Source organism: Glaciecola sp. 1036, from assembly GCF_050306235.1.
Lineage (GTDB): Bacteria > Pseudomonadota > Gammaproteobacteria > Enterobacterales > Alteromonadaceae > Glaciecola.
The window spans coordinates 505,407-526,363 of record NZ_JBLWFH010000002.1 but is presented as its reverse complement, the minus strand read 5'-3'; the positions used below and the strand labels follow the sequence as shown (position 1 = coordinate 526,363).

Genomic DNA, 20,957 nt, shown 5'->3' with positions numbered 1-20,957 from the left:
ACTTCGGGCTGGCGACTAAACAGGATGTTAGATGACACCGCTTAAACGAAATATCAACAGAGTTGTTGTGTTTACTTTGGTACTTTTGCTTGGCTCGGGTATTTCAGGGCTTATTTATTATTTAAAAATAAAAAACAATGAATCCTCTTTTAATACTTTGCAATTGCGTGAATTAGAACGGGTTGAAGTAGCCTTAAAAGAATCATTTCAGAAGATTAAGTCAACTACAAAATTCCTACAAAGTGCTTCTGAATGTCGCTTTGCAGCAGCTTCTGAGCGCTGTAACAAGGTGATTGAAACTCGGCTTAGTCAAATGCGTCAATCACCAGAACTGGAAAATATAACTTTATTAAAACGCACACCTTTCACTATCTATCAGGGAGAAGAATTAGATAATCAATCATTTGCAGAAAAGGGAGAAATTCATAAATTCGACGTCATACTAGATCGAAATCTAGAGTTTCATAGCCAGTTGTATAAACTGGGATCTGAATATACTCCTGTTATTACCCATTCAACCTTGCATCTAATCTCTGATGCAGGCTCTCTGCTGACCAATCATGTGACCAAGTTTCCACTAGTTTTAATTGCCAATAAAGAAGGCGTAATTATTGGTCAAAAACGTTTTTTACATAAAGATACCAGCATTTTTGAAGCACAATTCCAGCAAATAGAGCATATTAACCAAATAGATGGTAATCCTATAGCCGGAAGTCAAATACGTGACATGTCGATTAATAACACTGATGTTCGCTTGTATATTAAGCCGGTGTCCGGTGACAACTTTTTTAAAGGAGACGACCAGTTATATTTAGTTGGCGTTGTACCAAGTCAGTTAATTAATTTGGCTAAACTAGAAGTTTCCCCCAAATCTCTCATGTGGCTGATCCTGATACTTTTACTGATTATTGCATCAACCCCTTTATTAAAACTCAGATTTGTTAGCAACAGATATGCTTTTACTACAGGTGATAAGAGTCAAATAGCCTTAGGCTTAATTCTCGCTGTTGGCATTTTAAGCATCGCTATTAATCAACACTTATTTTTTAGTTACCTTGAGTCAGCAAAAATAACCCAGTCCAAACAGTTGTTTAACGATATCAAATCTGAATTCAATCAAGAAGTCGAAAGTATAATTTCGACGATTTTAACTAATGCCAAGAATATGGGCGTTATACAGCCAAGCACAGAAACTGAAAATAACTCCTATTACCAGAATCTCCTGAAAACCCAAGACTTAGTATTCGACTTGAAAGACAAGGATAAAAACACAGCGAAAAAAGGCGTGATTGAACAAATCGCAATAGTGGATGCTAGTGGCTTTATGAGCAATCAATACCCTGCTTATTACGTGTCTGAAAACATTTTTATTACTGGTAAGTTAGATTTAAATCATAGGAAGTATGTTCAAGCAGGTTTAGCAAAAAACTATTGGCAGCATAAAAACAGTGATAAAAACGTTCAACCCTTTTATCTTCAAAGGATTAACAACATTGAAGATGGACGCAAAAATTCAATGTTTGCATTACCTTTTGACGACAAAAATGAATTTATCATTGCGGGAACTCGCATTCGTAGTCTGGTAGATAAAATTTTACCCCGAGGATTTGGGTTTGCGGTCATAGACCAAAACGGCGTTGTGCAATATCACAGTGACGAACAACTCAGTTTAATTGAAAATTTTATTGTTGAATCAGCTAACAATCCCGAATTACAAATTGCCAATAAAAATGCAGAGATAACCACAAATCCAATTACGATGAAATTAGCTTACAAAGGTGATGATCATATTATCACCATTGGCTCTCTTAGCTCCGCCGGTGAAAAAGGTCCAGCATTAAAAAATCCGCTACCTTGGCGCTTGGTAATTTTTTACAACCCTTACGAATTATCACTCAACAATATGCTATTGGTATTTTTAGCCGTTATCACCTTGTTGATCATTATTCTGCCTTCTTTTGCTTTGCTGCGTGCCATTACCCAACAAAAATTTTGGACTGAGGTTTTATTTTTTCAAGAACTTAAAGCACTACGATATCGAAAATGGGCACTATTTATTCTTAGTGTGTCCGTATTTATCATGTTTTCCATTGGTATTTTTACAGAATTAAGCCTTCGTTTGCTTGTATGGGCGACCCTTTGTTTAGGTGTCGTTGCATTTTTACATAGACGAATGAAGGTTGATTTGCGGCCTTACAGCAGATTAACTTACCCGCAAACAAGTGTTTTATGTGTTATTTTCGTCTTGTTTGTTTTGCACTTAGGCCTCTCTCAATCTATTCATTTAGATTACATCATGACCAATTACGCTTCCTTTATAATTGGCTGTATCATCCTTACGGGTTGTTATTTTCTGGTTATTCGCCGCGCTAAACAGCCGCAAACACTTGCCCCTAGTGAATGTCTGATTCGCCCTAAACATAAAGTTGGTGAATATCGCTTTACCAGAGGTTATGTGTACTTTTTAGTTGCCTTAGTTTTTCTGGTAAGTGGCGTACCTGGGGTTATCATTTCCAACAGCACAAATGGGTATTTGTTGCAACGTCAAGCAGATTTGCAAATTCAGCACATTAATCAAGAGATCGAAACCAAAGACAGCAAGATTAAGTCGTTTGTTAACATTTTCTTGATGGATGCATCCTCTAAGAAAGAACAAAATGACGTCTTGATGTCCTTGGTTGAGAAGAAAAATAGCAAAGATATCTTTCTTAGTAGCTTCCCATCAGAATTCATAGCCGACGAAACCCCAACTGATACTCAATGGATTCAATTTGTAAATGCGTCTAATGAAGCTAACTATACCGACAACCTAATAGACCACATTTTTAGGAAAATGGCATTTCAAAGTGATTTCGGTACGCAATTAAGCTATTTAGCAAAAATCGAAGAGTTGAGTACAGATAAATCAGAGTCCAAATTGATATATCGGCCCGATGGGTTAATGCTAGCCGCAAGTAATAATAATTTGGGGTTTGTAATCCTGAGTTTCATCGGGCTTTTTGTGCTGTTATTCCAAATGTTAAAGCACCTAGTGGTTAAACGGATGATGGGAGAGCATATTCCAGAGCATTTCAGGGTTGTAAGACCATGTGACAACTTTGCAGGCAAGGGTATGAGTTATCCTTATTTGCTTAAACTTTCTCGCACTGTGGATTGCCAAGGGGTTTTATTGCTGAATGCAACCACCAAATTGGCAAGCAATATTTTCAATGAGCTAAATTTACAGCTGTTTAATAACAAACTTCATCATATTAATGATTGCTTAGAACGGGTTAACGATCTCTATCTATTTGAAGAAGAAGTTAAAGTGGCCTTAGATAAAACAGCACCTGAGCAAGTGCTGATCATCGCAATTTATGGACTTGAACAGGTCAGTGGTGATCTTAAATTGTCCTCCCAAGCGCTAAGTCTGCTTAACTCATTACACGTTAATAAGCGAATTAAATTGGTAATTGTGGCTGACACATCTCCATTATACCGCCTAATGCACCAACAGGCGTATTCTGGAAAATTTGACCCAGAGATTGAGCCCAATATCGATTTAATCACCGGCTGGACACGTTTATTCTCAGAATTTGATAAGGAATATGCTTGGTTACCTCAGCAAAAAAATCGTCTCAAGAATCCTGTGGATATCAGAAAAGTTGTCGAATATGAGGCTAAAGGCTGGCAATCGTTAGCCCAAGTTAAAGACAAATTTTATGAGTACCACAACAGAGTCAAACAGCAAAAAGAAGAAAAAGACTTAGCGCATTATTGGATGCCAGAGCAAGTAATTGAATTCTTTTTGGTGCAAGCAGGGCCCATTTATCGTCGTCAGTGGGAACTTTGTACCATTAACGAAAAGCTGGCCTTGTGGCAAATGGCCAGTGGCGCAAGTCTAAACCCAAGCAATGCTGGCGTGCTAGAACATTTAGTTAGACGAGGTTATATTTATCGAGACAAAGGATGGAACATCATCAATGAAAGCTTTACTCGCTTTATTTTGTCTGCTGAATCGGAACGCACTGTGGCTTCTTGGTTGGATAAGTCTTCTGCCGGCATATGGCCGATATTACGCATTCCAATTTTTACAATATTTATTGTAATTGTTGTAGTGCTGTACTATTCAAGTGGAGATTCGCTAACTTCCTTTATTAGCATAGCTACAGCCACATTGGGATTAATACCCTTGGTACTGAAAAATCTTAATTTGGTGAAAGGCGAAGCGCTACCGGAGACAGACTAGGCTAGATTATCTCCGGTTTAAATTTGTCGTCATCGCCACATTAATATTGTCGTCATCCCGAACTATTATTGTCGTCATCCCGAACTATTATTGTCGTCATCCCGAACTATTATTGTCGTCATCCCCGCGAAAGCGGGGACCTAACTTAATATTTAAACTGACGCATAATTTGACTAAAATCTTCGGACAACTGTTCAAGTTCTTGGCTAACCAAAGTAAGTTGTTCCGAGCTAGTTGCGGTATCCACTGTGCGAGCATTAATATCATCAACGTTTTGACTGATAGATTTCGCCACCGTTTGTTGTTCACCTGTTGATCTGGCAATCTGATCATTCATTGCTGTTATACGAGCAATGGTTTCTGTAATTGCATTTAAACTAGTGCCAGCTTTATTAGCCTCATCTACTGAATGCGTCGCTTGCTCAGTACCTGTCGCCATTACTGTTACCGCAGAACGTGCCGCCGATTGCAATTGTTCGATAGTAGACTGGATTTCTTCCGTCGATTGTTGAGTTCTTGACGCCAAGGTTCTAACTTCATCTGCTACCACAGCGAATCCTCTACCTTGTTCTCCAGCTCTAGCAGCCTCGATGGCAGCATTGAGTGCTAACAAGTTAGTTTGTTCAGCAATACCTTTAATCACATCTAAAATCACGCCAACTTTATTAGAATCTTCTTCTAACTTTTTAATCACTACAGCCGTTTCGTCTACCCGCGAAGCTAAAGTTTGAATACTGGTCACTGTGCGATTAACTACCCGTTGACCTTCAGAAGCGGCTGATGAAGCTTCGGTTGCCGCAGAGGCTGCATCATTTGCGCTTAAAGCAACAGCGTCTACGCTTGCAGTCATGTCATCCACAGCGGTTTTTGCATCACTGGCTGACAATTGTTGGGCGACTATGGTTTGTCGCGCATTACTTGATACGTCATTTAGGTTATTTGCCAAAGCAGCAAGTGGCTTACTTGCATTGCCGATATCGGTGACAACACCTTGTAGTTTTTCCACAAACTGATTGAACCAATAAACGAGATCGCCAATTTCATCGGTATTTTTGGTACTAATACGAACAGTAAGATCGCCATCTTCTTTGGCGATATCTTTAAGTGAATTGACCACGTTTTGAATACTGCTTCTCAAGTTGTTAACAATTGGAATAGCTACGGCTATTAGGACTACAGCTACTACGAGACCTAAAATTAACCCTATGGTACTCAATTGGCTAGCTGCAGCATTTGATTCTTCAATCGCTGATTCGAATTTTTTTAATTGTTCTGCACTAAATTCAGACAAGTCGGCATCTGCTTTGTTAAAAGCGTTGTTCATTGCTTCAGAGCGTTCAGCTAAGGTTGAAAAGTCGGCCGTACCTTTAATCATGGATTCACTAACGTCGAAGGCAGTGGTGAAATAAATTTCGAAATTTGATCTAATACTGTCGACTTGTGGCGCTAAATCTCTGTTAAGTTTTAGAATGGAGGCTAAATCGCTATCCGCTTTTTTCGCTTGGGTTTGGGCGAAACTTAAGGCTTCTTCATCCCCTGTTGTAACCGCGGAAGCCAAAGCAGTTTTGGCATTTTCCATTGCAACAAGGGCTTCCCTTGATGCTAACAAAGCGGGAAATTGCTCGTTTTGTGCTTGCTCAAGTAATGCTACATTAGTACTAGCGGTTGAATAGGTAATACCCACGTAAATAAAGAATGCAATAATTCCAAACGCTGGTATGAGAAATAACTTTTGAGCAATACTCATTTTTGCTAACACGTTCATTTCAAAACAAAACTCCGTATAAATAATTTAGCCTTCAAACGAGTCTATTTTTATCCCCGTTAGTCGATAGCCAACAGAAGCAATGTCACCTTTCCACCCTTCAGTGGACAAAGTGCCTGTCACCCATATAGCATCATTTAAATTACTTATCGGCACACCTTCGGAAAATTTTACATAAACTATCTGATTTGAAGGCGGTGGCGGCACATGAATGCAAGCCCCAAAGAAAGGAACCAGTAAAAATTCAGTAATCGCTGTGGAATCTCCTTCAAGAGGTACGACAAAACCGGGAATTTTAACTAGCGTATTATTCAGTTCTTCAACCACTGGTGCATCAGGCTCAGCTTGGGACATGTTGCCATTGTGATTTACATTCACCTCTGGTACTACAAAGTCAATTGGTACTAAATCTTCCCAAAATAACTCCCTTGGCTCTTCGGCACATACTGAACACGACAATAATGAAAATAAAAACAGCCAATATTTCATTCCTAACCTCTCATTCAAGAATCATCAAAAAAAAAGCTCGCGACTGCGAGCTTTCATTATATTACAAAATACCCTTTAAGCGTCTTTGGCATATCTTTCAGCACTTGACACAATTTCTTGTTTAGCTGCGTCAATATCACCCCAACCATCAATTTGTACCCATTTGCCTTTTTCTAGATCTTTATAATGGGAGAAAAAGTGCTCAACTTGTTGCTTAGTTAACTCAGGAACATCTTCGATATTTTGAATGTTGTCGTATGCTGGAGATAACTTAGCAACTGGTACTGCGATAACTTTGGCATCTTGACCAGACTCGTCAGTCATATTTAATACACCTACTGGTCGACACTTTATCACAGAACCCGCGACTAAAGGATGCGGGGTCATCACCAACACATCGACTGGGTCACCGTCATCAGATAAGGTGTTATTTACGTAACCATAGTTAAGAGGGTATTGCATGCAAGTACCCATAAAACGGTCAACGAATAATGCTCCCGTATCTTTATCAACTTCGTATTTTACTGGTGCAGAAAATGCTGGGATTTCGATAATGACAAGAACTTCATCTGGAAGTTTGTCGCCGGCAGGGACGTTACTAAGGCTCATTATTTTTCCTTTAAGATAAGTTTGTGATAATTGAGATAAAAAACAAAGATTGCGCAAGTATAGATAATTTTCACTTGCGCATAAAGTAGATTCAAATAGTCAAATAGGCGTAGATGCCTTAATTAGACGCTAAATTACTTCTTATCTTCCTTATAACACTTGAGACAATATTCAACTTCCTCTTTCGAGCCAAGAAGGGTTGGCACTCTTTGATGGATTTCATGTGGCATGACTTCCATGATTCTACCTTCACCAGTTGACGCCAATCCACCTGCTTGCTCGATCAAAAAGGCCATAGGATTTGCTTCGTATAACAAGCGCAATTTACCTGGCATAGATGGATTTCGTTTATCGAACGGGTACATAAAGATCCCGCCTCTGCACAATACTCTATGTATGTCACCCACCATGGCTGCTACCCATCGCATATTATAGTCTTTCTTTCTTGGTCCTTCGCTTCCAGCAATCAACTCGCTAACATAACGCTGAATAGGTGCTTCCCAATGACGTTGGTTAGAGGTATTTATTGCGAATTCAGCGGTTTTTTCTGGAATTTTCACATTTGCTTGAGTCACTAAGAATCCACCATGGGTTTTATCCAAGGTGTATAAATGTGTGCCTCGACCCGTTGTCATGGCCAACATTGTTGATGGTCCATATAGCACGTATCCGGCAGCGACCATTTGCGTGCCAGGCTGCAAGAATGCTGACGGATCGTCTGGCTCCATCCACTGCGGCGCATGGGCGATTGAGAAAATTGTACCAATTAAGCTGTTTATTTCAGTGTTTGAAGAGCCGTCCAATGGGTCAAAACTAACAAGGTAATTACCATCAGGGCTACAAGGAACTACCGACTCTTCTTCTTCAGACGAAATAGCCTTCACGTAACCGGATTCTCTTAATGTATCTTTTAAGATTTGATTGGAGATAACATCAAGCTTTTTTTGTTTCTCACCTTGTACGTTTTCAGAAAGTGTAGACCCTAACACTCCCGCTAATGCACCCTGACTCACCCGGAAAGATATTTCTTTACAAGCAGCCAACAATGTCCTTATAAGCAGTATTAATTCTAATGGCGCGCCATCCTGTTGTAATTGAGAGTTTAGCCGTTTCATGTAAGCAAGGGTCCTTTTATTTGTTAAAGATATTGAAACTCTGATTGTAAACATCCAAAACAAATTTCACAATGCAACCTTTGTTTTATCTGGATGTCCTAAGCCATTGTAGCCGTCTGAGCAATTTAATGAAATGAGTTATTCGGCTTACATATAACCTTCTGATACACTTCAGCTATAAAATTATGAATGAGAAAAAGAACAACAACATGACACACGTGCATATTTTAGGGATTTGCGGCACTTTTATGGGCGGCATTGCAGCTATTGCTAAAAGTTTGGGCTACAAAGTCACCGGATCTGATCGAAATGTGTATCCACCAATGAGTACTCAGCTTGAACAATTGGGCATTGAATTATCGGAGGGATACGATACTTCTCAATTTTCGCCTGAACCTGATATGGTAATTATTGGCAATGCCATGGCCAGAGGAAATCCTGCGGTAGAATATGTACTAAGTAGAAATCTACCCTATACCAGTGGTCCGCAATGGTTACTAGATCACCTGCTCAAAGACCGCTGGGTACTAGCCGTTGCAGGTACTCATGGTAAAACCACCACCACAAGCATGCTAGCTTGGATACTTGAAGAAGTGGGACTAAAACCGGGGTTTTTAATCGGTGGTGTACCTGAAAACTTCGGGATTTCAGCGCGTATTGGTGAAACGCCTTTTTTTGTCATCGAAGCCGACGAGTATGACAGTGCTTTTTTTGATAAGCGCTCCAAGTTTGTCCATTACCGACCTCGGACATTGGTGTTGAATAATCTCGAATTTGATCATGCAGACATTTTCGATAATCTTGATGCCATCAAACGTCAATTTCACCACTGTGTGCGCACAGTACCGGCAAATGGTTTAGTGATTTCTCGAGCCGCAGATGTAAACGTTGAAGCAGTCTTAGAAATGGGTTGTTGGAGCGAAAAACAATTTATCGGCGATGCTAAAAAAGCAGCATGGCAGGCATACCCTTCTAAATCAGATTGCAGTGTGTTCGATGTGCATCATATGCACCAATTCGCAGGCACAGTAAACTGGTCAATCATAGGTGAGCATAATATGCATAATGCTCTCATGGCTATCGCCGCGGCTCACCATGCTGGCGTTTCTGTTTCAGATGCGATTAACGCGCTTTCAAGTTTCAAAAACGTAAAACGTCGAATGGAAATTAAGGGCGTAGCAAATGGCATTACTGTCTATGACGATTTTGCACACCACCCTACGGCTATACAGACCACAATAGCAGGCTTACGCAATAAAGTGGGTAATCAAAAAATTGTCGCGGTATTAGAACCTAGATCCAATACTATGCGTATGGGTGTACATAAAAATCAGCTGTCACAATCTTGGCAACTTGCTGACGAAGTACACATTATGGAGCCTAAAAATCTCGATTGGTCACTGAATGATGCCGTAGATAACAGTGTAGCTCCGGTAGAAATTCACAGTAATACAGATGATATTGTGGCGACTTTAGTACCTAGATTGCAACCAGGAGACCACGTGCTTATTATGAGCAATGGTGGATTTGAAGGCATTCACGGTAAACTATTAACTGCTTTGGAGAATGCATAGTTATGGCTACATCTATAACGCTGGCAATCACAGGTGCTTCTGGGTCTCCTTATGCCCTAAGGTTGTTAAAAGCTCTAGTCGCCGCTGACTTCCATGTTTTTGTGTTAATTTCTTCTGCGGCCAAGGTTGTTCTTGCCACAGAAGAAAATATTAAGCTCCCCTCACAACCAGAACAAGCACAAACTTTCCTATGCGAGCTTACAAAAGCAAAACCTGATCAAATAACCTTGTGTGGAAAAGAGGAATGGTTTTCCCCCGTAGCTTCTGGTTCCGCCGCACCAAAACAAATGATCGTATGTCCATGCTCGACAGGTACTTTATCCGCCATCGCCTGTGGTGCCAGTGATAATTTGATTGAACGCGCCGCAGATGTGGTTATTAAAGAAAAAGGACAACTGATTTTAGTCCCCAGGGAAATGCCTTTTTCCAGTATTCATTTAGAGAACATGCTAAAACTGTCAAATATTGGAGTTACTATAATGCCAGCGGCTCCCGGGTTTTATCATCAACCTAAAAGTATTGACGATTTGGTTAACTTTGTCGTCGCCAGAATTTTAGATCATTTGAATATTGATCAAGGGTTAGTAGAGCGATGGGGCTATAAGCCAGCGAATAACTAACAGGAAACCTAAAAAGCATGAAAACCAGAATTTTATTACCGGCATTACTTCTATTAGTTACTTCTCAACAAGTGATGGCATGGGGATTAACCGGTCACAGAGTGACTGGCAAGATAGCGGAAAACTATCTAACACCTGAAGCCAAAGCTATGGTGCAACAAATATTACCGAACGAAAGCTTGGCGGAAGCGTCAACCTATGCCGATGATGAAAGATCAAATCCTGCAGAATTCTGGCAAAAAACAGCTAATCCTTTTCATTACGTTACCGTACCACCGGATACTCTTTATGGTGAAAGCGAAATTCCCGCTGAGGGAGATGCGGTAACAGCTTTAGCTATGTTTACCAAGACACTAAAAAAACCTACGTCTACCCTAGAAGAAAAGCAATTAGCATTACGCTTTATTATTCATCTGATTGGTGATTTGCACCAACCCTTGCATGCAGGGAATGGCTCAGACAGAGGCGGTAATGACGTCAAGTTAGAATTTTTCTGGAACAAAACCAATCTTCACAGTGTATGGGATTCAGGCATGATTGGTCGACTAGATTTATCTTATACCGAACTTAGTGAGTGGCTAATTGCCAAAATTAGTGAACAAGACGTAGTTGCTTGGACAACAGCCGATCCTTTAGTTTACATAAAAGAAAGCACTGAAATCCGTGACACTATTTATCCAGAGGGTGATCAGATATCTTGGCAATATCTCTATGACCATCGCCCGACGGTTAAACACAGACTGCAACAAGCTGGTGTGCGCATTGCAGCTTATTTAAATACTCTAGCTGCCAAATAAACTTTTTGGCAGCACGTTAATATTTTATCAGTCCGCGTCTATTGAAAGTGGTTCTGGTGATAACACTATACCTGTGCCATCTGCATAAACGAAATCTTCAGGTAAGAAGGTCACCCCAGCAAAGTTAACCGCAACATCTAGGTCACCAACTTCTCTGGCATCAGCGGCACAAGGAATAGAATTAACGGCATGTACGCCAATATCAAATTCCTCTAATAAATCAATTTCACGCACAGCGCCGTAGCATATAATGCCTTCCCAGCCATTTTCTAATGCAAGCTGCACGTTATCAGCGTCTAATAAGGCCCGTCTAACAGAACCACCGCCGTCGATTAATAGCACCTTACCTTGTCCATCTGTCGCAAGTACTTTGTCAACAAGTCCTCTATCTTCAAAGCACTTAATAGTAGTAACTTCCCCCGCATAGGAATAGCGACCACCATAACTGGTAAAAATAGGTTCGAGTACATCTATTCTATCGGCAAACAAATCACATAACTCAGATGTGTTATATTCCATAGCATGAAATCCAAAAGTTATTTAGCGCCCGTATACCCTAGTCCAAATTCATATCAAGCTCAATGACGGAAGTCAAAAATCCATGATTTTTTTGAAAAATACGAGTTTTGATACATTGTCATAATGTTTTCATAAATCTGTCGCGTTATTTTAATACTTACTGCTTAATCTTTGCTCAAATGCACAAAAGATGACAGGTAGAATATGAAGCGCCTTGCACATCTGGATCAACAGCTGTTTCAATGGATTGCTAAACAAACTACAAATCAGTATCAAACTTCTGTTATGAGACTATTTAAAACCGTCTCCAAAACAGGGGATGGTCACCTGTATTTTGTGCTCGCCGCTATTCTTTATTATTTAGATACTGAGCACGGTACAGTATTTTTTTATACTGCACTACTGGCATATAGTCTAGAAGTGCCCATCTACCTAATTTTAAAACATTGTTTTAAACGTCGACGACCTTGTGATCTGTTTACTAACTTCTCCTCTGTAATAGTACCTTCTGATAAATTTAGCTTACCTTCGGGTCATACTGCAGCGGCTTTCCTAATGGCTACAGTAATTGCTCACTTTTATCCTGCGTTGGGTTTAGTGGCATATGTGTGGGCTAGTTTAGTCGGGCTTTCACGCATTGTTCTGCGCGTACATTTCCCATTGGATGTGCTAATTGGCATGGCATTAGGCGTCACATTTGCTCTTACAAGCATTAGTATTTTAGGATAGTAGATGCGCATATTGTACGGTATTCAAGGTACCGGTAACGGACATATCACTCGCGCTCGCCATATGGCAAAGGGCTTTGACGAACGTGATGATGTGGTTGTCGACTATTTTTTTAGTGGACGACAACAAAATGGCTACTTTGATATGCAAGTATTCGGTGACTATCAAATGGGTCGTGGTCTAACCTTTGTCACTCAAAATGGTAAAATTCATTACAGTAAGACCCTTACTCAAAATAACCTTTTTACCCTAATCAAAGAAATCAAAACCATGATGGTGAATGATTACGATTTAGTGGTAAACGATTTTGAACCCATAACGGCTTGGGCTGCTAAATTAGCGGGCATACCGTCAATGTCTGTTTCTCATCAAGCAGCTTTTATGCATCAAGTTCCAAAGCATAAACAGGGGCTACTAGATAAGGTCATTACCAATTACTTTGCACCAACAAGCCATTGTTTGGGTACCCATTGGTACCATTTTGGCTATGATATTATCCCGCCTTTCGTGTCTGCAGATCTGTGCACGCATCAAACCACCAATGCATTAGATAATACCCTTTTGGTGTATTTACCCTTTGAAAATACGCAGTTAGTGCGTGAACAATTACATATTCTCAGTGAGTATTCTTTCAATTGTTATCATCCAGAAATAAAACAGCCCGAACAAGACAGAAATATTAATTGGCAACCTTTATCTAGTGAAAATTTTAAACGAGATTTAAAGAAATCCAGTGGGGTTATCAGTAATTGTGGCTTCGAACTTTCCACTGAATGCTTAAGCTTAGGTAAACCACTTTTAGTTAAACCCTTAGATCGTCAATATGAACAACTATCTAATGCCTATACCCTTAAAGAAATTGGTGCATCTCAGGTTATTCACTCTCTGGAAGCTGAAAATATTGATGAGTGGTTGCAACAACGTGAAGGGGTAAGAATACAATACCCCACCAATTGTCGATTACTCATCGATTGGATTGCTAACGGCAATTGGCAAGATAAAAAAGAGATTTGTTCGACATTATGGCAGCAAGTCACTTTTCCCTTGCCTATGAAAAGGAAACTTGAGGGAATCTAGGATTAATGCTTAGTCAATGTTTAACCGCATCGCCTTTAGGAATCTTATAAATCGACAAATGCTTTCGCTTTTGAATCTTTTTCAGAAATTGTATAGCCACCCACTGAAGGCCAATTTATATTTAAATCGGGATCATCATATCGAATGGAGCCTTCGTCAGAGGGATCGTAATAATCTGTACATTTATATTCGAAATCTGCGAAATCTGATAAAACGACAAATCCATGAGCAAACCCCGGCGGTACCCAGAATTGCTTTTTATTTTTGCCAGTTAACAAAACGCCTTCCCATTGTCCGAAAGTAGGAGAATCTTTGCGAATATCTACAGCAACATCAAAGACTTCCCCACTAACTACTCTGACTAATTTTCCTTGGGGTTTAGTAATTTGAAAATGTAGCCCTCTTAAAACACCTTTACCGGAACGAGAATGATTATCTTGTACAAACTTCAAATCGATACCGACTTGCTCTCGATACCTATCTTCTTGAAATGTTTCAACAAAAAAACCTCTTTCGTCTCCAAATACCTGGGGTTCGATAATTTTTAGATCTTTTATACTAGTTTCAATGACTTTCATAAATTGCTCGAATAATGTTTTAAGTTTTTTAGCGCCAACCTCCAATCACTAGGATATACATTAAAAGTATTTCGGATTTTACGGTTATTCAGTCTTGCATTAAGTGGTCTTTTCGCTGCTGTGGGATACTGGTCACTTTTTATGGCTCCCAATTTAGGAATTTGGTCTAGAACACCTTGTTTGTTCGCTTCGTCAAAAATGGTACCAGCAAAGTCATACCAACTAACATAGGGCTCACCTGAAAAATGATAAATTCCCCAATCATTAAACCCTTTTTCAACTACTTTATTTGCTACTAGATGAATGGCTTCGGCTAAATGTCCTGCATATGTTGGGCCACCAAATTGGTCGGCAACAATATTTAATGATGTATGGGATTGACCAAGTTTCAACATAGTCTTTACGAAGTTGCTACCGTATTCTGAAAATACCCAAGCAGTTCTAAGGATAATATATTTCGCTGTAATCTCTTGAATACTGATTTCGCCTTGCAGTTTCGAAAGACCATACTGACTGATAGGTGAAGGTAAATCAGTTTCTTTATACAGACTTTCTGAATCACCTGAAAACACATAATCAGTTGAGACATGTATCAAAGTGGCGTCATATTCATTAGCAGCCTCAGCGAGTAATGCTGGACCTGTATGATTAATTAAATCTGCTAGCTCAAATTCTTCCTCAGCTTTATCCACTGCAGTATACGCGGCAGCATTAACAATGACATCGGGGCGTATTTGTTCTATTGTAGTAAACAACAAATCTTTGTTTGTGATATCCAAACTATGTTTGTTAAAACCGTGCAACTCAACATTGTGAGGTATAACTTCAGCAATCTTTCTACCTAATTGTCCATCCCCTCCAGTTAAGAGCATTTTAATAGGTCTAGTCATTTTTTAAGTAAACCCATTAAATATTGACCATACTCATTTTTCATCATTGGGCTCGCTAACACTTCCAATTCTGAGTTTGTTAACCAACCATTTCGCCAAGCAATCTCTTCCAAGCAAGCTACCTTTAGTCCCTGAATATGTTGAACCGTCCTAACAAAAGAAGACGCATCCTGCATACTGTCATGGGTTCCTGTATCTAACCAAGCAAATCCCCTACCTAATATCTCTACATGGAGTTTATCTTGGTTTAAATAAATTTGATTTAAATCGGTTATCTCAAGTTCACCTCTAGCGGAGGGTTTTAGTGATTTTGCCATTGAAATCACGTCATTATCGTAGAAATACAACCCAGTTACTGCATAATCAGATTTAGGCTTTAAAGGCTTTTCTTCAATTGATATTGCTTTTTTATTTTTATCAAATTCTACGATTCCAAACCTTTCCGGATCCTTCACAGCATAACCAAAGACTGTGGCCCCTGAGGTTCTATTAATTGCAGATTGAAGAGTAGAGGAAAACGACTGGCCGTAATGAATATTGTCGCCAAGTACAAGGCACACATTATCGTCCTGTATAAAGTCCTCCCCTATAATAAACGCTTGAGCTAAGCCGTCAGGACTTGGCTGTTCAGCATAGCTAAAATGAATCCCAAATTGACTACCATCCCCCAGCAATCTTTGAAAAGCAAGCTTATCTTCTGGTGTGGTGATAATTAAAATCTCACGTATACCGGCTAACAAAAGCGTCGCTATTGGATAATAGATCATAGGTTTATCGTAAACGGGAATGAGTTGTTTCGATACTGCTCTTGTAATGGGAAATAAACGCGTCCCAGATCCTCCAGCCAGCACTATACCTTTACACTTGCTCAAATCAGCCTCCTTGTCCTAATCGTTCCATTTGATACTTAGAATTTAAAATGTCTTGCCACCATTGTGTATTATTTAAATACCAGACGACGGTTTTCTTTAATCCCGTTTCGAAAGATTCTTCTGGCGTCCAACCAAGATCTTTTTGAATTTTGCTAGCGTCAATGGCATAACGTTGGTCATGACCGGGTCGATCATTGACATAGGTAATCAAATCTCTATAGAAATTAACCCCTTGAGGTTTATTAGGTCGCAGTTCTTCTAACAATTCACAAATTTTCAACACTACTTCGATATTTTCTTTTTCGTTATGCCCACCTATATTGTAGGTTTGGCCAACTTCTCCTTCACAAACTACTCTGTATAGTGCTCGGGCATGATCTTCAACAAATAACCAATCCCTTATTTGTTTGCCGTCGCCATATACAGGCAAAGGTTTACCATGGATAGCGTTTAATATTATCAGTGGTATTAACTTTTCTGGAAAATGAAATGGGCCGTAATTATTTGAACAGTTAGTGACTAAAACAGGTAGATTAAACGTTCGATGCCAAGCTCTAACTAAATGGTCAGAACTTGCTTTACTGGCTGAATAGGGGCTACTGGGATCATAAGGCGTTGTTTCTGTAAAAAAGTCATCTTTACCAACCAGATCACCAAACACTTCATCCGTCGAAATATGGTGGAAACGAAAGAGTGCCTTTTCGTCATCAGAGAGTTCTGAGTAGTAGGTTCTAGCAGCTTCGAGGAGTGTGTAAGTGCCAACTATATTTGTTGAAATAAAATCAGCAGGACCGTCGATAGATCTATCAACATGGCTTTCGGCAGCCAAGTGCATGACTACATGTGGGCGAAAACTCTGAAATATTTTGTTAACTGCCTCATTGTCACAAATGTCAATTAGCGCGAATGAGTATCTTGAACTATGCTCTATACTTTGCAGAGAAGCCAAATTACCTGCATAGGTGAGCTTATCAATATTGCACACCTCATCCTTGGTGTTCAAAATAATGTGTCTCACAACTGCTGAACCAATAAATCCAGCTCCTCCAGTAATTAAAACTCTCATAATTTCCCTATCTATTTTTACATAAACTGCGTACTAACCCATTATTACATCGATAAATAAAGAATTTCTATACTGAATGTCTTAAAATTGAACAATTAATATCTCAAACTATCGCTCTTTTTGCGATTATATTTAACTTTCATTAAGGCGCAATGTGTTCATCTTATAGTTGGACTTCAAAATATTAAACTTTTGCATTGGGTAAATGCATAACTATTTACAACATCACCGCGGCCCCCCCGATCTGTTTTTTGATTATCAGCGTAACTATCAACAGCTCGCAAACGTTAAAAGTGTAGAAAAGTAAAGTTCTTATCTACACCATATTATTTTCAATTAGGTAGAAGGAGCTTTGCCATGCAAGCGAATTTTGTAAAAGGTGTTTCGTTATTTTTAATGCTTTTGATGTTAGGTGCTTGTGCCTCATCTGGTGATGGTACGCCAGCACAAAAGCGCCAAGCTATTTTAGACATGCAGGAAGAAGTTTTGGCCAAACTTTATCAGAAAAAAGCAGCGGCGAGACAAGAGATTGCGGCGTCTCCAGGCTATGCCACATTTTCTAATGCGAATTTAAATATATTTTTCATAGCAGCAGGGACAGGCTATGGTGTAGTAAATAATCAAACTACTGGGCAGAAAACCTACATGAATATGGCCGAAGGTGGAGTTGGTCTGGGCATTGGTGCTAAAGATTACCGTATTGTTATGGTTTTTCACACCGAAGAAGCAATGAACGATTTTGTCGAAAATGGCTGGACGTTTGGTGGCAATGCTGACGCATCTGCAAAAGCAGCTGACAAAGGTAAATCTATTGAAGGTGAAGCATATTATGGTGGTGTCACTGTTTATACATTTACCGAAACAGGTCTTGCTTTACAAGCGACTGTAAAAGGTACTAAATTCTGGCCTGATTCAGAACTCAACTAATTCAAATCTAACCCAACCATCATATTCTGCGCTCGGTTATTGTCTAGAAAGCAATTCGGCGCAGAATTTTTTATTCTAATCAAAGCATAGCGCTTGCATTTTCGTTGTTTGACGTGCATCTTTAGGGCATTCGTAAATCGAGAAAATTACATTGTTATGCAGTTAAAAAAACGGCTAATAGGCATTCTATTGTTAAGTGCTTTATCAGCCTGTGGACAACGTGGTCCGCTATATTTGCCCGATGAGGCACCGAGTAATCAAGAACAGACACCAGAATCAACACCCGAGCAGGAGGAGCAGTAATGGACTTTTTTAATGTAAAGGACCAAACCCTGTATGCGGAGTCTGTGGCTGTTACTGATATAGCAAATGAATTTGGCACGCCAACCTATGTGTATTCAAGAGCTACCCTTGAGCGCCACTGGAAAGCGTTTGACGATGCAGTGAGTAATCACAAACATTTAATTTGTTATGCAGTTAAAGCAAATTCGAACATAGGTGTTCTTTCTGTTCTTGCAAAATTAGGATCTGGTTTTGACATTGTTTCAGGAGGCGAACTTGCTCGCGTTTTAGCCGCTGGCGGTGATCCTCTCAAAGTAGTTTTTTCTGGCGTTGGTAAAACCGCAGACGAAATCAAATTTGCATTAGAACAAGACATTTTTTGTTTTAACGTGGAATCGATTCCTGAATTAGAACGCATCAATCAGGTAGCAAAATCTTTAGATAAAGTAGCGCCTATTTCTTTGCGTATTAACCCTGATGTTGATGCTAAAACACACCCTTATATTTCAACTGGGCTTAAAGCTAACAAGTTTGGCATTGCCCACGAAGATGCTATCGAAACTTATAAAACCGCCCATCAGATGTCACACCTTGAAGTGAAAGGCATGGACTGTCACATAGGTTCGCAATTAACAGAGCTATCACCTTTTGTAGACGCGTTAAATAAGCTGTTAAAACTCATTGATGACCTAGCTGTCCAAGGCATAAAAATAGCGCATTTAGACGTCGGTGGCGGGCTTGGTGTTACCTATAGTGGAGAAAAACCTCCTCACCCACAAGAATATGCCGAAGCTATGGCTAAATGCCTAAAAGGTCGAGAACATCTGACCCTGATTTTTGAGCCGGGAAGAGCAATAGCAGCAAACGCAGGAATTCTAATCACCAAAGTGGAATTTCTTAAACAAGGGGTTGAGAAAAATTTTGCCATTGTAGATGCTGCCATGAACGATTTGATCCGCCCTGCCCTTTATAGTGCTTGGCAAAAAATTGAAGAAGTCAATAAAGCATCTGAAGCCGAACCTGCAGTATACGACATAGTCGGGCCCGTTTGTGAAACAGGTGACTTCTTAGGGAAAGACAGAGAGCTGCGTATTCAACCCAATGATTTACTTGCGGTAAGAAGCGCTGGTGCCTACGGTTTTGTTATGGCCAGCAACTACAATACTCGATGCCGCCCCGCTGAAGTTATGGTTGACGGAGAGATTAGTAGATTGGTTCGAGCTCGTGAACGCGTTGAACAATTGTTTGAAAATGAGTTTAAGGTCGAAGACTAATGGCCCAACAACAACGTCAAAAACAAGCAAAAAAATCCACTATTCAGTTTAGTAAAATGCATGGACTTGGGAACGATTTTGTTGTCATTGATAACGTGACCCAAAATGTATTTTTTTCGAAAGAAAAAATTATTCAGTTAGCAGATCGGCATTTCGGCATTGGCTTTGACCAGCTATTATTGGTTGAACCTCCTTATGACCCTGACCAAGATTTTCACTATCGAATATTTAATGCAGACGGCTCAGAAGTGTCCCAATGCGGAAATGGCGCCAGATGTTTTGCTCGATTTGTGAAAAATAATGGTTTGATTAACAAAAATAAAATCGTGGTCAGTACTAAAGCCGGTCGCATGGTGTTGTATATCGAAAGAGATGGTTTAGTAACGGTCAATATGGGCAAACCAAATTTTGAACCGACAGAAGTACCGTTTAAAGCTCAAAAGGAAGAAAATACCTATATTATTCGCGACAATGACCAAACGTTTTTCTGTGGTGTCGTTAGCATGGGTAACCCACACTGTGTGCTTAGTGTGGACGATTTGAACAACTTTGATGTCAAAGGTGTAGGCACTATTCTAGGTCAACATGAACGGTTTCCCGAAGGCGTCAATGTGGGGTTCATGCAGATAATTGATCGTTCAAATATTAAATTAAGAGTTTTCGAACGAGGCGCAGGTGAAACTCTCGCATGTGGCAGTGGGGCTTGCGCAGCAGTCGCCATTGGTCAGAAGCAAGGTCACCTTGATGAGGAAGTTAACGTTGAATTACTCGGTGGAAAGCTTAAAATTAAATGGCAAGGTAAAGATACAAATTTAAAAATGTCTGGCCCCGCTGAACATGTTTATGATGGACAATTTCAACTATGAGTAACAACGCATCTTTAGATAAAACACTACTAGAAAAAGCAGGAATTGATGCTCAAGATGTTGCGGATTATTTGGTCGCACATCCGGATTTCTTTCTACGTCATAAAGATGTGCTCGCTGATATGCAAATTCATCATCAAAATCAGGGCATAGTGTCATTAACCCAGATTCAGCTTGAACAATACAGAGACAAAGTTAAGCATCAGAAGAAACAGCTAGAATCTTTGATTCACAATGCCAAACGCAATGAAGTGATATACACCACTTATGCAGATTTAAATTTCGCTATATCTAAATGTCAGCAACTAGCTGAACTCGAAAGTGTTTTGCAACAGCATTTATGCGAAAAGCTGGGCATGTTGGAAGTCAATTTAGTGCTCCTAAATGATAATGAGCGATTACCGGAATTGCCGCAAAAGAGTCTATTAGAGAAAAAATTGTCCAACAAAGGCTATTATTTTGGTCGCTTAGGTAAACATGAAAAGCAAATGTTGTTCAATCAGGACGAATTAGGCTCTGTGGCACTAATACGTATTGGTGACAATCCAGCCATTGCAGTCTTAGCTATCGCCAGTGACGATCCTGTGCACTTTACCCCTGAAATGGATACTACATTGTTACAATATTTAAATGAGTTTTTGGCATTTCATTTAGATCGCATTTTGAACAATAGCCAATAA

At 39.7% G+C, this 20,957-nt stretch carries 20 protein-coding genes; 11 read left to right on the top strand and 9 right to left on the bottom strand.

What is annotated here, in order from left to right:
* The first annotated feature begins 31 nt into the window (after window positions 1–31).
* Entirely contained in the window at window positions 32–4,228 is a 4,197-nt protein-coding gene (locus ACNKW3_RS04975; RefSeq protein ID WP_427398164.1) for a cache domain-containing protein, read from the top strand.
* A gap of 145 nt (window positions 4,229–4,373) precedes the next feature.
* Here ACNKW3_RS04975 and ACNKW3_RS04970 read toward each other — a convergent pair whose 3' ends face one another.
* The 4 genes from ACNKW3_RS04970 to ACNKW3_RS04955 all read right to left on the bottom strand — a co-directional run bounded on the left by ACNKW3_RS04970 (window position 4,374) and on the right by ACNKW3_RS04955 (window position 8,206).
* Window positions 4,374–5,993: a methyl-accepting chemotaxis protein gene (locus ACNKW3_RS04970; protein ID WP_427398163.1), complete on the bottom strand. Its 1,620-nt coding sequence runs from the start codon at window positions 5,991–5,993 to the stop codon at window positions 4,374–4,376.
* Window positions 5,994–6,020: 27 nt separating this feature from the next.
* Entirely contained in the window at window positions 6,021–6,482 is a 462-nt protein-coding gene (locus tag ACNKW3_RS04965; protein ID WP_427398162.1) for a DUF3299 domain-containing protein, read from the bottom strand.
* Between the two features lie 75 nt (window positions 6,483–6,557).
* The gene (ppa, locus tag ACNKW3_RS04960; RefSeq protein ID WP_427398161.1) at window positions 6,558–7,091 is read right to left on the bottom strand and encodes an inorganic diphosphatase; all 534 of its coding nucleotides are present in this window, start codon (window positions 7,089–7,091) and stop codon (window positions 6,558–6,560) included.
* A gap of 134 nt (window positions 7,092–7,225) precedes the next feature.
* Window positions 7,226–8,206: a class 1 fructose-bisphosphatase gene (locus ACNKW3_RS04955; RefSeq protein ID WP_427398160.1), complete on the bottom strand. Its 981-nt coding sequence runs from the start codon at window positions 8,204–8,206 to the stop codon at window positions 7,226–7,228.
* 185 nt (window positions 8,207–8,391) lie between these two features.
* Between ACNKW3_RS04955 and mpl the strand changes: the two genes are divergently transcribed.
* Genes mpl through ACNKW3_RS04940 form a run of 3 tightly spaced genes read left to right on the top strand, consistent with a single transcriptional unit; the run spans window position 8,392 to window position 11,197 of the window.
* Entirely contained in the window at window positions 8,392–9,780 is a 1,389-nt protein-coding gene (gene mpl / locus ACNKW3_RS04950; RefSeq protein WP_427398159.1) for a UDP-N-acetylmuramate:L-alanyl-gamma-D-glutamyl-meso-diaminopimelate ligase, read from the top strand.
* A gap of 2 nt (window positions 9,781–9,782) precedes the next feature.
* Window positions 9,783–10,400: a flavin prenyltransferase UbiX gene (locus ACNKW3_RS04945; RefSeq protein ID WP_427398158.1), complete on the top strand. Its 618-nt coding sequence runs from the start codon at window positions 9,783–9,785 to the stop codon at window positions 10,398–10,400.
* Window positions 10,401–10,417: 17 nt separating this feature from the next.
* Window positions 10,418–11,197, top strand: a complete 780-nt coding sequence (locus tag ACNKW3_RS04940) for a S1/P1 nuclease (RefSeq protein ID WP_427398157.1) — start codon at window positions 10,418–10,420, stop codon at window positions 11,195–11,197.
* Between the two features lie 27 nt (window positions 11,198–11,224).
* On the opposite strand, the gene rraA is transcribed toward ACNKW3_RS04940, so the two are convergent.
* Window positions 11,225–11,716, bottom strand: a complete 492-nt coding sequence (gene rraA, locus ACNKW3_RS04935; protein ID WP_427398156.1) for a ribonuclease E activity regulator RraA — start codon at window positions 11,714–11,716, stop codon at window positions 11,225–11,227.
* Window positions 11,717–11,920: 204 nt separating this feature from the next.
* Between rraA and ACNKW3_RS04930 the strand changes: the two genes are divergently transcribed.
* Window positions 11,921–12,445 carry a phosphatase PAP2 family protein gene (locus ACNKW3_RS04930; RefSeq protein WP_427398155.1) on the top strand — a complete coding sequence of 175 codons (525 nt, stop codon included), beginning with the start codon at window positions 11,921–11,923 and terminating at the stop codon, window positions 12,443–12,445.
* A gap of 3 nt (window positions 12,446–12,448) precedes the next feature.
* Complete coding sequence (locus ACNKW3_RS04925) at window positions 12,449–13,522, top strand: MJ1255/VC2487 family glycosyltransferase (RefSeq protein WP_427398154.1); 1,074 nt, start codon at window positions 12,449–12,451, stop codon at window positions 13,520–13,522.
* Window positions 13,523–13,566: 44 nt separating this feature from the next.
* On the opposite strand, the gene rfbC is transcribed toward ACNKW3_RS04925, so the two are convergent.
* Genes rfbC through rfbB form a run of 4 tightly spaced genes read right to left on the bottom strand, consistent with a single transcriptional unit; the run spans window position 13,567 to window position 16,928 of the window.
* Window positions 13,567–14,100, bottom strand: a complete 534-nt coding sequence (gene rfbC, locus ACNKW3_RS04920; protein WP_427398153.1) for a dTDP-4-dehydrorhamnose 3,5-epimerase — start codon at window positions 14,098–14,100, stop codon at window positions 13,567–13,569.
* Entirely contained in the window at window positions 14,097–14,990 is an 894-nt protein-coding gene (gene rfbD, locus ACNKW3_RS04915; protein ID WP_427398152.1) for a dTDP-4-dehydrorhamnose reductase, read from the bottom strand. Before rfbD ends, rfbC begins: the two co-directional genes overlap by 4 nt.
* Entirely contained in the window at window positions 14,987–15,862 is an 876-nt protein-coding gene (rfbA, locus tag ACNKW3_RS04910) for a glucose-1-phosphate thymidylyltransferase RfbA (RefSeq protein ID WP_427398151.1), read from the bottom strand. The genes rfbD and rfbA overlap by 4 nt, the downstream gene beginning before the upstream one ends.
* 1 nt (window position 15,863) lies before the next feature.
* Window positions 15,864–16,928 carry a dTDP-glucose 4,6-dehydratase gene (gene rfbB / locus ACNKW3_RS04905; protein ID WP_427398150.1) on the bottom strand — a complete coding sequence of 355 codons (1,065 nt, stop codon included), beginning with the start codon at window positions 16,926–16,928 and terminating at the stop codon, window positions 15,864–15,866.
* A 357-nt stretch (window positions 16,929–17,285) separates the two neighbouring features.
* Here rfbB and ACNKW3_RS04900 point away from each other — a divergent pair, with 357 nt between their 5' ends.
* The 5 genes from ACNKW3_RS04900 to ACNKW3_RS04880 all read left to right on the top strand — a co-directional run bounded on the left by ACNKW3_RS04900 (window position 17,286) and on the right by ACNKW3_RS04880 (window position 20,957).
* The gene (locus ACNKW3_RS04900) at window positions 17,286–17,855 is read left to right on the top strand and encodes a YSC84-related protein (RefSeq protein ID WP_427398149.1); all 570 of its coding nucleotides are present in this window, start codon (window positions 17,286–17,288) and stop codon (window positions 17,853–17,855) included.
* 156 nt (window positions 17,856–18,011) lie between these two features.
* Window positions 18,012–18,158: an LPS translocon maturation chaperone LptM gene (gene lptM / locus ACNKW3_RS04895; RefSeq protein ID WP_427398148.1), complete on the top strand. Its 147-nt coding sequence runs from the start codon at window positions 18,012–18,014 to the stop codon at window positions 18,156–18,158.
* The gene (gene lysA / locus ACNKW3_RS04890) at window positions 18,158–19,411 is read left to right on the top strand and encodes a diaminopimelate decarboxylase (protein ID WP_427398147.1); all 1,254 of its coding nucleotides are present in this window, start codon (window positions 18,158–18,160) and stop codon (window positions 19,409–19,411) included. Before lptM ends, lysA begins: the two co-directional genes overlap by 1 nt.
* Window positions 19,411–20,277, top strand: coding sequence for a diaminopimelate epimerase (dapF, locus tag ACNKW3_RS04885; RefSeq protein ID WP_427398146.1), 867 nt, complete (start codon window positions 19,411–19,413; stop codon window positions 20,275–20,277). Before lysA ends, dapF begins: the two co-directional genes overlap by 1 nt.
* Window positions 20,274–20,957, top strand: a complete 684-nt coding sequence (locus ACNKW3_RS04880) for a DUF484 family protein (RefSeq protein WP_427398145.1) — start codon at window positions 20,274–20,276, stop codon at window positions 20,955–20,957. Before dapF ends, ACNKW3_RS04880 begins: the two co-directional genes overlap by 4 nt.